This is a genomic window from Micromonospora sp. NPDC005087 (assembly GCF_042872965.1).
In the GTDB taxonomy this organism is placed as follows: domain Bacteria; phylum Actinomycetota; class Actinomycetes; order Mycobacteriales; family Micromonosporaceae; genus Micromonospora.
In genome coordinates this window covers 481,033-494,428 of record NZ_JBIALB010000002.1, presented here as the reverse complement: position 1 = coordinate 494,428, position 13,396 = coordinate 481,033, and the positions used below count along the sequence as shown (strand labels likewise).

14 protein-coding genes and 1 tRNA gene are annotated in these 13,396 nt (G+C 72.8%); 1 reads left to right on the top strand and 14 read right to left on the bottom strand.

Annotated features, from left to right (window positions below):
* Positions 1–17 precede the first annotated feature (17 nt).
* The 3 genes from ACFYPS_RS07385 to ACFYPS_RS07375 all read right to left on the bottom strand — a co-directional run bounded on the left by ACFYPS_RS07385 (position 18) and on the right by ACFYPS_RS07375 (position 1,923).
* Positions 18–776 carry a Bax inhibitor-1/YccA family protein gene (locus tag ACFYPS_RS07385; RefSeq protein WP_387323293.1) on the bottom strand — a complete coding sequence of 253 codons (759 nt, stop codon included), beginning with the start codon at positions 774–776 and terminating at the stop codon, positions 18–20.
* 143 nt (positions 777–919) lie between these two features.
* A complete protein-coding gene (locus tag ACFYPS_RS07380; RefSeq protein WP_354962716.1) occupies positions 920–1,735 on the bottom strand; it encodes a Bax inhibitor-1/YccA family protein in 816 nt (271 codons plus the stop codon).
* A gap of 104 nt (positions 1,736–1,839) precedes the next feature.
* A tRNA-Leu gene (locus ACFYPS_RS07375) sits at positions 1,840–1,923 on the bottom strand.
* 101 nt (positions 1,924–2,024) lie between these two features.
* Between ACFYPS_RS07375 and ACFYPS_RS07370 the strand changes: the two genes are divergently transcribed.
* A complete protein-coding gene (locus ACFYPS_RS07370; RefSeq protein WP_387323291.1) occupies positions 2,025–3,887 on the top strand; it encodes a hypothetical protein in 1,863 nt (620 codons plus the stop codon).
* Between the two features lie 55 nt (positions 3,888–3,942).
* On the opposite strand, the gene ACFYPS_RS07365 is transcribed toward ACFYPS_RS07370, so the two are convergent.
* From ACFYPS_RS07365 to ACFYPS_RS07315, 11 genes are all read right to left on the bottom strand, one after another.
* Positions 3,943–5,274, bottom strand: coding sequence for an NAD(P)/FAD-dependent oxidoreductase (locus ACFYPS_RS07365; protein WP_387323289.1), 1,332 nt, complete (start codon positions 5,272–5,274; stop codon positions 3,943–3,945).
* A gap of 103 nt (positions 5,275–5,377) precedes the next feature.
* Positions 5,378–5,938, bottom strand: coding sequence for a hypothetical protein (locus ACFYPS_RS07360; protein WP_387323608.1), 561 nt, complete (start codon positions 5,936–5,938; stop codon positions 5,378–5,380).
* A gap of 19 nt (positions 5,939–5,957) precedes the next feature.
* The gene (locus tag ACFYPS_RS07355) at positions 5,958–7,391 is read right to left on the bottom strand and encodes a DUF58 domain-containing protein (protein WP_387323287.1); all 1,434 of its coding nucleotides are present in this window, start codon (positions 7,389–7,391) and stop codon (positions 5,958–5,960) included.
* Positions 7,391–8,398 carry an AAA family ATPase gene (locus ACFYPS_RS07350; RefSeq protein WP_387323285.1) on the bottom strand — a complete coding sequence of 336 codons (1,008 nt, stop codon included), beginning with the start codon at positions 8,396–8,398 and terminating at the stop codon, positions 7,391–7,393. The genes ACFYPS_RS07355 and ACFYPS_RS07350 overlap by 1 nt, the downstream gene beginning before the upstream one ends.
* Positions 8,398–8,982, bottom strand: a complete 585-nt coding sequence (locus ACFYPS_RS07345; RefSeq protein ID WP_354962710.1) for a hypothetical protein — start codon at positions 8,980–8,982, stop codon at positions 8,398–8,400. Before ACFYPS_RS07345 ends, ACFYPS_RS07350 begins: the two co-directional genes overlap by 1 nt.
* Positions 8,979–9,779, bottom strand: a complete 801-nt coding sequence (locus ACFYPS_RS07340; RefSeq protein WP_387323283.1) for a DUF4129 domain-containing protein — start codon at positions 9,777–9,779, stop codon at positions 8,979–8,981. The genes ACFYPS_RS07345 and ACFYPS_RS07340 overlap by 4 nt, the downstream gene beginning before the upstream one ends.
* A 20-nt stretch (positions 9,780–9,799) precedes the next feature.
* Entirely contained in the window at positions 9,800–10,513 is a 714-nt protein-coding gene (locus tag ACFYPS_RS07335; protein ID WP_354962945.1) for a uracil-DNA glycosylase, read from the bottom strand.
* A gap of 19 nt (positions 10,514–10,532) precedes the next feature.
* Positions 10,533–11,219, bottom strand: coding sequence for a dienelactone hydrolase family protein (locus ACFYPS_RS07330; protein WP_354962708.1), 687 nt, complete (start codon positions 11,217–11,219; stop codon positions 10,533–10,535).
* 212 nt (positions 11,220–11,431) lie between these two features.
* Positions 11,432–11,914 carry a hypothetical protein gene (locus ACFYPS_RS07325; protein WP_354962707.1) on the bottom strand — a complete coding sequence of 161 codons (483 nt, stop codon included), beginning with the start codon at positions 11,912–11,914 and terminating at the stop codon, positions 11,432–11,434.
* Between the two features lie 130 nt (positions 11,915–12,044).
* A complete protein-coding gene (locus ACFYPS_RS07320; RefSeq protein ID WP_354962706.1) occupies positions 12,045–13,043 on the bottom strand; it encodes an HAAS signaling domain-containing protein in 999 nt (332 codons plus the stop codon).
* Positions 13,040–13,372, bottom strand: a complete 333-nt coding sequence (locus ACFYPS_RS07315) for a PadR family transcriptional regulator (RefSeq protein WP_354962705.1) — start codon at positions 13,370–13,372, stop codon at positions 13,040–13,042. Before ACFYPS_RS07315 ends, ACFYPS_RS07320 begins: the two co-directional genes overlap by 4 nt.
* Between the last annotated feature and the right edge of the window lie 24 nt (positions 13,373–13,396).

Sequence of the window (13,396 nt, the reverse complement as noted above, 5' to 3'; positions counted from 1 at the left end):
CGAGTCACGTCGGCCGGTCAGCGGCGCAGGTAGCTGAGCAGCCGCAGCAGTTGCCAGTAGAGAAAGACCAGCCCGGTGAGCAGGCCGAACGCGCTCAACCACGCGTACCGGCGGGGTCGGCCGTCGCGCACCGAACGCTCGACGAGGTCGAAGTCGAGGATGAAGCTGAGCGCGCCGGCGATGATCGCCACGACCGAGAAGGCGTACGGCAGCCAGCCCACCTCTCCGCTGACGCTGTAAACCGCCAGCCCCGGCCGCCCAGAGATCAGGTACGACACCAGGTTGACCACGCTGAGCACGGCGATGCCGAGCAGCGTGCCGATCACCACGCGGGCCAGCCGGGGCGTCGCCCGGATGATCCGGGCCCGGTAGAGCGCCGCCATGCCGAAGAAGACGCCGAAGGTGCCGGCCACCGCCTGCACCACGATGCCCGGATAGACCAGCTCGAAGGCACGGCTGGCCACCCCCAGCAGCAGCCCCTGGAGCAGGGCGTAGCCGACGATCGGCACCGGGTTGGTGATCCCGCGCAGCGAGATGACCAGGACCAGCGCGATCGACGCGAGAGCGCTGCCGGCCAGCGCGGCGGGCACCCAGACCGCCTCCGGCACCACCGCCCAGGAGACCGCCGCCGCCACGCCGGTGAGCAGCAGCAACCCGACGGTGCGGACCACCACGTCGTCGACGGTCATCGGCTCGACGTCACGGGCACCGAGCACCCGGGCTTCCAACCGGCCGGTCTCGTCCAGCCGGTTGAGCACCGGGTTGTTGCTGCGCACCGCCACCTCCTTCGCCCGCGTACCCCTCGCAGTCACTCTGCCCCGGGCGGACCGGCGGCGGCGGGCAAACGGCACGGCCGGCGCAGACGACGGCGCCCGCCCCCAGGAGCGGGGGCGGGCGCCGGTCGGCAGCGCGGACGACGTCAGTCGTCGCCCTGGAAGTAGCTCAGCAGTCGCAGGATCTCGATGTAGAGCCAGACCAGGCTGACCAGGATGCCGAAGGCGGCCGTCCAGGAGTAGCGCTGCGGCAGGCCCATCCGGACGCCGTCCTCGATCTCCTTGAAGCTGAGCACGAAGCTCAGCGAGGCGACCACGATGCACACCAGGCTGAAGCCGATCGCCAGCGGGCTGCCGTCGCGCAGGCCGGTGTTGACGCCGAACAGCGCCAGCACCAGGTTGATCAGCATGACCGCGAAGAGGCCGGTCATCACCGCGATCATGCCCTTGACGAAGGCCGGGGTGGCCCGGATGACCTTCGCCCGGTAGAGCATCGCCATCAGGAAGAAGATGCCGAAGCTGGCCGCGGCGGCCTGGAGCACGATGCCGTCGTACGCCGTCTCGAACGCCTTGCTGACCATGCCGACGAAGACGCCTTCGACGACCGCGTACGTGATGACCAGCGCCGGGTTGGCCATCCGGGAGAACGAGATGATCAGGCCGAGCACCAGGCCGACGACCGCCGCGCCGATCCAGGCGGCACCGACCAGCGCGTCGGGCACGAGCACCCAGGCGGCCGCGGCGGTGATGCCGAGGATGCCGAGCAGGGCGACGGTCTTGACCACCACGTCGTCGACGGTCATGGGCGCCACGGTTGGCGGCGCGACCGGGTAACCGGCCTGGGATGGGTACTGCTGCGGAATGCCGGGCTGTCCGTACGGCCCGGTCGGGGCGTACCCGGCGGAGCGCTCCCGCTCGGCCGCCTGGCCGAGCCGGGCGAGCACCGGGTTCGAGGTCTTCACTGTCTGGCCTCCCTCAGGGGGTCGTTTGCACGTGAACGTGCCCTCCAAGAGTAAACGGCCCGACCAACTCATGGTGATCACGACTGAGAATGCGTTCAGCCCGCTGGTGCCCGGGGCGGGGGTCGAACCCGCACGCCTTGCGGCAGCCGCTTTTAAGGCGGCCGTGTCTGCCGTTCCACCACCCGGGCGGGTGGCACCGGCGCGCCGACACGCACGGTGCAGTGTCACCGTAGCTGGTTCGCGGCGACCCGGCGTACCCCGCCAGCCTGGCCGCATTAGGGTCGATGCCGTGAGCAGCGCAGCCCCCACGGCCCCCGACGCCGCCCCTGAGCAGGCCTTCCGCCTCGCCGATCAGGTCAACCGCCAAGCCTGGGCCGTCCGGCTGCTGGCCGCCGTCCGCCGGCACCGGGGGGACCTGCTCGTCGCGCTGATCTGCACGGTGGTGGCCGGCTGGCTCACCCACGGACTGTGGCCCGACCCGGCCGGCCGGACGCTGGCGCTGAACCCCGAGGACCAGACCCTCTACGAGTGGTTCCTCGCGGTCGACGCGCGCGCGCTGCTCGGTGACTTCAGTCTGCTCACCGACCGGCTCAACGCCCCCGACGGGGTCAACCTGATGGCCAACACCACGGTCATCGCGCTCGGCATCGTCTGCGCGCCGATCACCCTGCTGCTCGGCGCGCCGGTCACCTTCGCGCTGCTCGCCGCGGCCAACCTGGCCGGCACCGCCGTCGCCTGGTACCTGCTGTTCCACCGGGCGATGCGCGCCCGGCGGCTCGCCGCCGCCCTCGGCGGAGGGCTGTGCGGGTTCGGCCCCGGCATGATCTCGCAGACCAACAGCCACCTGCACATGACCGCCCAGTGGCTGGTGCCGGTGATCATCTGGCTGGTGGTCCGGCTGCTGCGGGCGTCCGATCCGGGGCCCACGCCGCCCACCGGGTCCCGCCGCCTGGTCGCCGGGCCGGACCGGCGGCGCATGCTCAGCTCCGCGGCCGGGCTGGCCGCGGCGATCACCGCGCAGGTCTTCATCGGCGAGGAGGTGCTCTTCCTCGCCGCCGTCACACTGCTGGTGATGGCGGTCAGCTACGCCGTGGCGGACCGGGACCTGGCCCGTCGGGCGCTGCCCAACTTCGCCGGCGGGCTGGCCGTCGCCGCCGGGCTGGCCCTGCTGGTGCTCGGATATCCGCTGTGGTTCCAGTTCGCCGGGCCGCAGGGGGTCGCCGACGGGATGTTCAGTCCGGCCTACTTCTCCGCCGACCTGAGCAGTTGGTGGACCGTCTCCCCACTGTCGGTGGCCGGCAGCGCCGAGTCCGCCCGGCTGACCACCGGCCCGGCCGAGTACAACACCTTCCTCGGCTGGCCGCTGCTGCTGGTCACCGCGGCCAGCGCGATCTGGATCTGGGCGGGGCGGCGGCGACTGGTGCTCGCCTGCGTGGTCGCGGCGCTGGTGATGGGTGCGCTCTCGCTCGGCCCGGAAGTGGTGCTCGGCGGCACCAGGACGGCACTGCCCGGCCCGTACGCCCTGCTGGCCGGGCTGCCGGTGGTGGACGGCGCGCTGCCGATGCGGTTCGGCCTGGCAATGCTCCCGATCATCGCGACGCTGCTGGTGCTGGCGCTCGACAAGGCCCTCCGGAGCACCGGTCGGGCGCGGCGGCTGGTGCCGCTGGCCGTCGTCGCGGCGCTACTGCCGATCTTCCCGACCCCGCTGCCGACGGCCGAGCGGCCCGCCGTGCCGGAATTCGTCACCGGCGGGCACTGGCGGCAGTGCGTCCAGCCCGGCGGGGTGCTGGTCCCGGTGCCGCTGCCCACGCCCAAGGAACCGTGGCCGATGCGCTGGGCAGCCGCCGCCGACGCGGGCTTCGGTCTGCCGGAGGGATTCTTCATCGGCCCGTACGGACGGGGCGGCACCGCGGCGATGGGCACCTTCAAGCAGCCCACCTCGGCCCTGCTGGCCGACGTCGCGCGGCGCGGCGACCAGCCGGCCATCGGCGACGAGCAGCGCCGGCAGGCCGCCCGGGACGCCGACTTCTGGGGCGCCTCGTGTGTGGCGCTGGCGGACGACGCCCCACACGTGGAGAGCCTGCGCGCGACCCTGGAGCAGCTCTACGGCCCGGCCACCCGGATCGCCGACGCCTGGACCTGGCGGGTCTGACCGCGTACGACAAGGGGCCCCGCCAACACGGCAGGGCCCCTTGTCGTCGATCGGGTCAGACGCGGGGGGCGCCGACGGGCTGGGACGCCTCGACGAACTCCTCGCGCGGGTCGTGCAGCTGGCCCAGGGCGACCACCTCACGCTTGAGGAAGAACGCCAGCGACCAGTCCACCACCACCCGGACCTTGCGGTTGAACGACGGGATCCGGCTCATGTGGTACGTCCGGTGCATGAACCAGGCCGGCCAGCCGGTCATCTTCACGCCGTACACCTGGGCGACGCCCTTGTGCAGCCCGAGGCTGGCCACGCTGCCGACGTGCTTGTGCTTGTAGTTGACCGGCTCGCGGCCCCGGATCACCGCCACGATGTTGTCGGCCATCCGGGCGGCCTCACGCACCGCATGCTGGGCGCTCGGCGAGCAGAAGTTGCCCGGCTCCTTGGTCAGGTCGGGCACCGCGGCGCAGTCGCCGGCGCTCCACGCGCCCTCGACAACCCGGTCACCGTCGACCACCTGAAGGGTGGGCAGGCAGGTGACCCGCCGCCGGCCGTCGCGCGGGAAGTCGGTGGCGTCCAGCATCGGCGACGGCTTCACGCCGGCCGTCCAGACAATCGTGTCGGAGCGGAAGCTGTCGCCGTCGGAGAGCTTGACCACCCCGTCGACGCAGGACTCCAGCCGGGTGTCCAGCCGGATGTCCATGTTCCGCTTGAGCAGCTGCTGCACCGTGTAGGCGCCCATGTCCCGGTCCACCTCGGGCAGCACCCGCTGGGTGGCCTCGACGAGCACCCAGCGCATCTCCTCGGGCTTCAGCTCCGGGTAGTAGCGCAGGGCGTCCCGGGCCATGTCCTCCATCTCGGCGAGCGCCTCGATGCCGGCGTAGCCACCACCGACGAAGGTGAAGGTCAGCGCCGACCGGCGGACGTCCGGGTCGGGGGTGACGGCCGCCACGTCCAGCCGGTCCAGCACGTGGTTGCGAAGGTAGATCGCCTCGCCGATGGTCTTGAACCCGATGCCATGCTCGTGCAGGCCGGGGATCGGCAGCGTCCGGGACACCGAGCCCGGGGCCACGACCACGTGGTCGTACGGGATCTCCCGGGCCGGGCCGACGATCGGCTGCACGGTCGCCACCTTGCGATCATGTTCGACACGGGTGACCGTGCCCGCCACCACCGTGCACCGCTGCAACTCCCGCCGCAGCGGCACCACGGAGTGCCGGGGGGAGATGTTGCCGGCCGCGGCCTCGGGCAGGAACGGCTGGTACGTCATGTGCGGCTGGGGGTCCACCACGATGACCTCAGCCTCACGGGAGCTGAGCTTCTTCGACAGGCGCAGGGCGGCATAGAGACCGACGTGCCCGGCACCCACCACAAGGATCCGCTTCGGATTCACGTCATCTATCTTTCCCCGGTCGGCTCAGGTAATCCCGCTCGCGCCCCCCATCTGTGACGGAGCACAACCCCTGTGACCTGGATAACCCTGGTCGACACACAATCTACCTGCGTCGCAGGAGCCAGCCCAGCAACGCTGCTATCCCCACCGCCACGAGTAACCCGAGCACGGTGACCCACTGGTGGCCGCTCTCCCCACCCAGGCCCGCGACCTGCAACAGCAGCACCCCCAGCACGGCGGTACCCAGCAGCACCGCGGCCGCCCGCAGCAGCCAGCGCGTGATCAGCTCCGGGTCCACCACCGCGTCGTAGGGCAGCAGCGCGGCCAACGCGCAGAGGGTGTGCCCCAGGTAGAGCAGCGCGGCGAGAGCGAGCAGCCGCCAGAGCGCCACCGGCCGGCCGTAACCGTCGGTGGCGAGTAGCCAGCCGCCGACCATCACCAGCGCCGCGAAGGTCGGCCAGACCCGACGCGGACCCACCGCGGGCAGCAGCGCGGCCACCGCCAGGAAGCCGAGCGGCCGGCCGGACAGCACCTCGGCGGGGAACGCCAGCGCAAACCCGGCCAGCAAGGTGACGAAGATCCCGGCCCGAACCATGAGCGGGGCGGCGCTGATCCGGGCGAAGGCGTCCTGGGCCGCCCTGACCCGCCCGGTGACGGCGTCGATCATCTGTGCCCACCCCCGCTCACCGGGCACCGACCCTCGGGGCCATCGCCAGCCGCGCCACGTCCCGCAGCACCTGGTCGAGGCTGCCGGCGCCCGCCCAGCGCACCACGGGCACGCCGTGCTCCCGGAGCTGCCCGATCATGATTTCCCGGTCCAGCCGCCACAGCCGGTACGCCACCTCGGCCCAGCCCCGGTCCTTCGGCGGCGTCAGGTCGGTCGGCAGCGTGTCGACCGCCACCACGAACCGCCCGGCGCGGGCCAGCCGGGCCAGCATCTGCGCCGACCGCTCGTCCAGCAGCGGGGTGAGCACCACCACCAGCGCGTCCGAGGAGAGCAGCTGCGGGCCGAACACCTGGTCGTACGGCTCGTGCTGGGAGGCCTGGGCGCGTACGTCGAGCAGCCACTCCAGCACGGTCAGGTACTGCCGGCGACCGGCGGCCGGGCGCAGCCGCCGCGCGGCCGGCCCGTACTCCAGCAGCGAGACCCGGTCGCCCCGGTGCAGGTAGTGCTCGGCGATCGCGGCGGTGGCCCGCACCGTGGTGTCCAGCACCGAGGCGGCGCCGCCCACCCCGCCCGAGCGGCCTGCCTCGGCGAGCACGTCGAGCAGCACCACCACCTCGGCGTCCCGGTCGGAGAGGGTGGACGCCACGTGCAGTTGCCGGGCGCGCAGCGAAACCCGCCAGTCGATGCGGCGCAGCCGGTCGCCGGGCGCGAAGATCCGTACGCCGGCCAGCTCGCCGCCCTCGCCGGGCCGGCGGGAGTGGTGCGCCCCGACCAGGCCGGCGGCTCGGGGCATCGCCTCCACCGCCTCGAACGGTTCGGTTCGCGGATAGACCCGGACCCGGACCGGCTCGGTGATCACCGCCCGGGAGACCAGCAGGCCACCCGCCGTGGCGACCCGCGCGCCGGCCGGACCGACCGGGTGCCGACCCCAGCGCAGGGCCCTGCCGGCCAGGCCGAGGTCCACCGCCGTCGCCCTGGGCACCGACGTCACGAACGGCCGATCGGCGACCGAGCGCCCCGCGCCACCGGCCGGTGCGGCACCACCGTTGTGCGTCGCATCGTCGTGCGACCCGTCGAAGGCGAAGCCGGCCCGCTCGATCCGCAGCCACGGCGAGACCCGGGACCGCACCACCACGAGGTCGTAGTCGACCGTGTCCGGGTTGCCGACGCTCACCGCCGCCGTCACCGCGCCGCCCTCGACCATCGGCCCGTCGTCACCCGGGGTGATCCACACCTGCGGTAGCGCGGAGGGTCGGCGGCGCAGCGCGTACGCGGTGCCGAGCGCGAACGGGGCGGCCAGCACGATCAGGTCGACCCGCCCCAGCAGCACCCCCGCCACCAGCAACAGACCGGCGAGCAGCACCGCCCGGCCGAGTGCCCAGGTGGGCGCCCAGCCGGTGGCCGGTTCCGGCTCGGCGGATCTCGGCGCGGGCACGGTCGGTCCGGTCATCAGCGCCGGGGCCCGCCGGCGGCGTAGCTGGGCAGCGCGCCGCTGGCCGGGGCCGGAGTGCCCTCCAGCACCTCGCCGACCACGAACGCCGGGTCGACCCGCCGCAGCCACATCTCCGGGCGCAGGGTGATCCGGTGGGCCAGCGCGGGCGCCGCCACCTCCTTGACGTCCTCCGGCACCACGTAGTCCCGGCCGCCGAACACCGCACGGACCCGGGCCAGCAGCAGCAGCGCCAGCGAGCCCCGCGGCGACGCGCCGACCAGCACCGACGGGTGCTCCCGGGTGGCCGCGGTGAGCGCCACGATGTAGCGGCCCACGGAGTCCTCCACCACCACGTCCTCCAGGGCCGCCTGCATCGACCGCAGGGTGGCCGCGTCGACCACCGGCTTGATCTCCGCCTCCTCGCGGCGGCGGCTCATCCGGCGGCGCAGCACCTCCCACTCCTCGTCGTGCTCCGGGTAGCCGAAGGAGACCCGGAGCAGGAACCGGTCCAGCTGCGCCTCGGGCAGCGGATAGGTGCCCTCGTACTCGATCGGGTTGGCGGTGGCCAGCACGTGGAACGGCTCGTCCAGCTTGTAGGTCACGCCCTCCACCGAGACCTGCTTCTCCTGCATCGCCTCCAGCAGCGCGGACTGGGTCTTCGGGGGCGTCCGGTTGATCTCGTCGGCGAGGAGGAGGTTGGTGAAGACCGGGCCGGCCCGGAAGGTGAAGTCGCCGTTGCGCTGGTCGTAGAGGAACGAGCCGGTGACGTCGGCGGGGAGCAGGTCCGGGGTGAACTGGAGCCGGCGGAAGTCCAGCCCGAGCGCCTGGGCGAACGAGCGCGCGGTGAGCGTCTTGCCGAGACCCGGCAGATCCTCCAGCAGGACGTGCCCACCGGCCAGGATGCCGGCGAGGACCAGCTCCAACGCGTCCCGCTTGCCGACCACGACGGTGCCGACCGCGTCCAGCACCGCCTGGGCCAGACGGCCGACCTCGGCGGCGGGCATGCTCGGGTCCACGTCGTTCATCAGATCTGCTCCAGTTCGGCGACGATCACCGCGAGGTCGCGCGGCGACGGGGGGCGGCGGGGCGGGTTTTCCAGGAACGTCCACAGCCGGTCGCCCAGCAGGACACGGGCGCGGCCCGGGTCCGACTCACGGGTCACGCCGTGCTTCAGGCGCATCCGCTCGTCGGCGAGTTCACCGATCCGGGGCAGGACCACGCTGGTGAAGCGTTCGGGTCGCGTCGTGGACCAGTCGAGTGGCCATTCCCAGCGGTTGATCGCGGTGCGCAGCGCGTCCCGGGAGCCCCAGTTGTAGCTGCCGTCCTCCTCGCCCGTCGTCATCCGACCGCTCGGCGGCGGCGGGGGTGGCGGCGCGAGCAGGCCGGTGACCCGGCGGACCGCCAGCACGGCGAGCACCCCGGCGATCAGCACGGGCAGGGAGACCTGGAGGCCGATGGCGCGCAGCCCGGCGACGAGCACCGCGACCAGGGCGGCCGCGATCGCGAGCGAGCGCAGCACCAGGCGGGCCGGCCCGCCCCGCGACTGCGGGTCGGCCGGTGCCGGTTCCTCCTCGAAGGCGAGCAGGTCGTCGATGCTGGTGGTGCTCAAGCAGGCACCTCCTGGCTGGGGGCCACCGCGGCCAGTTCGTGGCGCAACCGGCGCAGCGCGGCTCGGGCCTGGTCGCGGGTGCGTTCGTCGACCGGGCGGGTGGCGTACCGGGCCTCCCGGTAGACGTGCGCGAACTCGGCCAGCACGTCGGCGCTGACGATCGCCGGCACCCCGGCCGACGGGTCGCCGCGCAGCAGCCGGGTGACCAGGTCGGTGGGAGTGTCACCGGGCCGCCGGGGAACACCGGCGGTGGCGGCGGCCTCCTCCAGGCGTACCCAGCAGGCGATCACCGCGACCCGGGGATCGGTGTCCCGGTCGTCCAGCTCCACAAGGCCGGCGTCGAGCGCGGCGACCACCTCGCGGGCGGTGCCTTCGGCGGTACGCCGGCCCCGCTGCGCCGGCAGTGCCCGGGTGGTACGGCGCACCGCGCCGCGCACGAGGATCCAGGTGAGGTAACCCAACACGGCGGCGATGGCCAGCCCGAGCAGCACCATCGCCACGGTGGCGATCCACTGCGGGATGTGCGCCTGGGTGGCCTCGCCGGCGTCGCGCGGCTCCACCGGAATCGACGACGATGGCTCCGCCGTCGGGTACTCGGGGACCCAGGGGACGTTCTCCGCGGCCGGGGGGATCCGGCTGGCCCCGATCGACGAGTGCGCGGAGGCCAGCGCGGCCCCGGCGAGCAGAACGGCGACCGCACCCACCGGCCACCACCGGCGGAGCAGGCCGAACACCTGGCGCAGCACCCCGGGCTCGCCGGCGGGGTACGGCGTGGGCGGGCGCGTTCCGTCCGTCATGGCCACCGCCCCACGCACTCTCAGTCCACTCCGGCCAGCTGCCTGGCCCGGCCGAAGACGTCGTCCAGCATCCCTGGTGTCAGCCGCCCGGTGAAGGTGTTCTGCTGGCTGACGTGGTAACAGCCAAGCAATTCCGGTGCGGCCGTGCCGGACCAGTGTGCCCCATGGCCGAACCTCGGTCGCGGGCTGGGCGGGCGCTGCCCGTACACCTGGTGCAGCACCGGCCACCACGCCGCCCAGGCGAACGCACCCAGCGCGACCACGACGCGCAGGGTGGGCCGGATGAGCGCGACCTCGCGGTGCAGCCAGGGCGCGCAGGTGTCCCGCTCATCCGGGGTGGGCTTGTTGTCCGGCGGCGCGCACCGGACGGCCGAGAAGATGCGGGTGTCGCGCAGAGCCAGCCCGTCGTCGGCGGCGACGCTGGTCGGCTGGTTGGCCAGCCCGGCCCGGTGCAGGGCGGCGAACAGCACGTCGCCCGACCGGTCGCCGGTGAAGATCCGGCCGGTGCGGTTGCCACCGTGCGCGGCGGGCGCCAGCCCGAGGATGGCGATCCGCGCGTCGGCGGCGCCGAAGCCCGGGACCGGCCGTCCCCAGTACTCCTGGTCGCGGAAGGCGGCCCGGCGTGTGCGGGCCACCTCCTCCCGCCAGCGGACGAGCCGCGGGCAGGCGAAACAGTCGCTGACCGCCGCGTCCAGATCGGCCAGGTCGGTCGCCCGCGCGGCGCGGGCGACCACCTGATCGGGGGTACGCGACTCAGCCAAGCTTGGCCCGGAAGAGTTCCAGGGTGCGGGCCCAGGCGCTGGCGGCGGCGCGCTGGTCGAACGCCTCCGGCCGGTCGTCGTTGAAGAAGGCGTGCGAGGTGCCCGGGTAGTCGTAGAGGTGGCAGGTGCCGCCGGCCTCCTCGATGGCCCGGCGGGCGGTCTGCACGCCCTCGGCGGCCGACGTGCCGTCCTCTTCGGAGCAGTGGATGACGGCGGACTTACCGGCGTAGTCGACCCAGTCGGGGCGCATCGACTCCCAGGGCAGCACGGGGTAGAAACCCACGCTGGCGACGATGCGCTCGGAGAGCGTCGCCGACCAGAGAGCCAGGCTGCCGCCGGCGCAGAAGCCCACCGCCCCTACCTTGCCGGTGACCTCCGGTCGGCCGGCGAGGTAGTCGGCCGCGCCGGCGATGTCCTTCGCCGCCTCGTCCATCCGCATGGCCATCAGCAGCCGCTGCGCCTCGTCCGGCTCACTGGTGGTCTCACCGTGGTAGAAGTCCGGGGCGAGGGCCACGAAGCCGGCCTCGGCGAACCGGTCCGCCACCGACCGGATGTGCGGGACCAGGCCCCACCACTCCTGGATGACGATAACGGCGGGGCTGGCGACGCCGCTGGCAGGTATCGCGAGATACCCCTCGCTCATGCCCCCGTTGCTGCGGTAGCTCACCATCTCGCCCATCGGCCCGTCCTCCTAGCGGTCAGTCATCGTTGGCTGGTCGCCCAGTGGTCCTACGTGCCGGTAGCCTGCCATGCCGCGCCGTCGCCGGGGAAGACACGGGAACAGTGGCATTCACCTCCCGTTCGCCGGGTCGTGACTCCGCGTACGCCGACGGCGGCGGGGACCGTTCCCCCACCGCCGTCGGTGCCGTTGCCCTGCTGCTGACGCTCCGGTCAGGCCTTCTTGGTCAGGCAGAGCAGGTAGCCCGTCTTGCCCGGCTCGATGCTGTAGAAGACGTACCCCTCCTCGCCCTCCTTGAGGTACTCGTCACACGCGGTGCCGGCCTTGGCCTGCGCCTCGGTCTGCCCATCAACGCGACCGACCACGTTGTACGCCGCGTCGGTGGAGGTGCACTCGACGACCTTGGCGCCGTCGACCTCCTCCTCCTCGGTGCCGGTGACCTCGGGCAGCTCGGCGATGCAGTCGCCGGCCTTGGCGTCGGCGGTCTCGTCCTTGTTCAGGAAGTTGCCGATGGCGCTGGCGACGCCGAACTTCAGGCCGGCGATGACGACGAACACGAGGATCGCGCCGATGATGCCGAGGGCCTTCTTTGCACCGGGCTTCTTCGCCTCCGGCTCGACCGGCGACGGCGTCTCGACGGCCGGCTGGGGCGGCGCGACGTCGGACGCGGGGGGCGGTGCAACCTGCTCTGACACGGGGGTTCCTTCCGAGGGGTTGATGAGCAGACGACACCGTAACGATCATTGATTTCCGGCGTCGTCCCGCTCGCCTCGTCCGTTCAGCTATTTCCCAGCTTCGTATGCATGATCCAATTCACATCGTCGTTCATCCCGTCGCGGTGGGGATCGGTGTGCCGGTCGGCGTCGCGGTCGGACCCACCGTCGGCCCACCGGTGGCCGTCCCGGTCGGCTCGGGCGTCACGGTCGGGGCCGTCGTCGGCGGCGCGGGCGGGACCGTCGGCGCCGGCGCGCCCGGAGCCCGGGGGCCGAAGGGTGCCTGGTCCGGGCAGTACGGGTACGCCCGCAGCAGCGGCTTGCCATAGACGTCGGCGGGGTCCGCGCAGTCCGGGTAGCCGAGCCGGATCGGGTCACCGTTCTGGTCGAAGAGCCGGGCGTTCTCCACCAGCCGGCCCTCGCGGTCGTAGACGAAGACATCCCGGACCTGGCTGTACTGGCTGTCGACCGAGGTCTGGTCGTAGTAGTAGTCGCTGTAGCCGAGCCGATCCTCGGCGTTCGCCAGCGTGGCGAGGGCGAAGAACACGAGCACCAGGCTGCCGGCGTGCAGTGCCCAACGCGGCCAGCGGGTCAACCGCTCGGAGCGGCGGCCGAGCCAGATCGAGGCGAGCACGAGACCGACCAGCATGATCAGGCCGCCGAGCAGCTCTCCACCGAACCGGGGCAGCAGCCCGAAGCCACCACCAGTGGTGATCATGGTGATCAGCATCGCCGCCAGGTAGCCGCGCAGCACCCACCAGCCGGGACGCAGCAACCGGAGGAAGTCGCTGGCCGTCTCGTACCCCAGCGGTGGGCCGAGCCGGGAGTCGATCGAGCGCAGTCGCCTGCGGGCCCGGACCACCGCGGTGGCGACCCGCTGGTCGAGGTTGCGCCCGCCGCCCGGTGCGCCGGCCGCGGCGCGCAGCTCGGCGGCGTACGTCTCGGGCTCCCCAAGCCGCTCGACGAGGGTGCCGCCGGCCTCGGCGGCCACCTCGGCGAGGTGATCGGCCAGATCCTCGGTCAGCTCGTCGCGCTGGGTGGGCGGCAGGTCGGCCAGCGCCGCTCGGACCCGCGCGACATAGTCCGTGATTTCCTGCCCCGTGACGGTCATGCCGCCATCCCCCGATCGTCGAGCAGACTGTCCATGGTGGTGGCGAACGAGCGCCAGAGCTTGCCGGAGCGGGTCAACTGGTCGCGCCCGGCCGCGTTGAGTGCGTAGTACTTGCGGTGCGGCCCGGATTCGCTCGGCACGACGTAGGTGGTGAGCAGGCCGGCGCCGAAGAGGCGGCGCAGCGTGCCGTAGACCGAGGCGTCGCCGACCTCCTCCAGCCCGGCCTCGCGGAGCCGGCGCAGGATGTCGTAGCCGTAGCCGTCCTCCTCCCGGAGCACGGCCAGGACGGCCAGATCGAGCACGCCCTTCAGTAACTGTGTGGTGTCCACGCACTGCACACTACTGTGCAATGC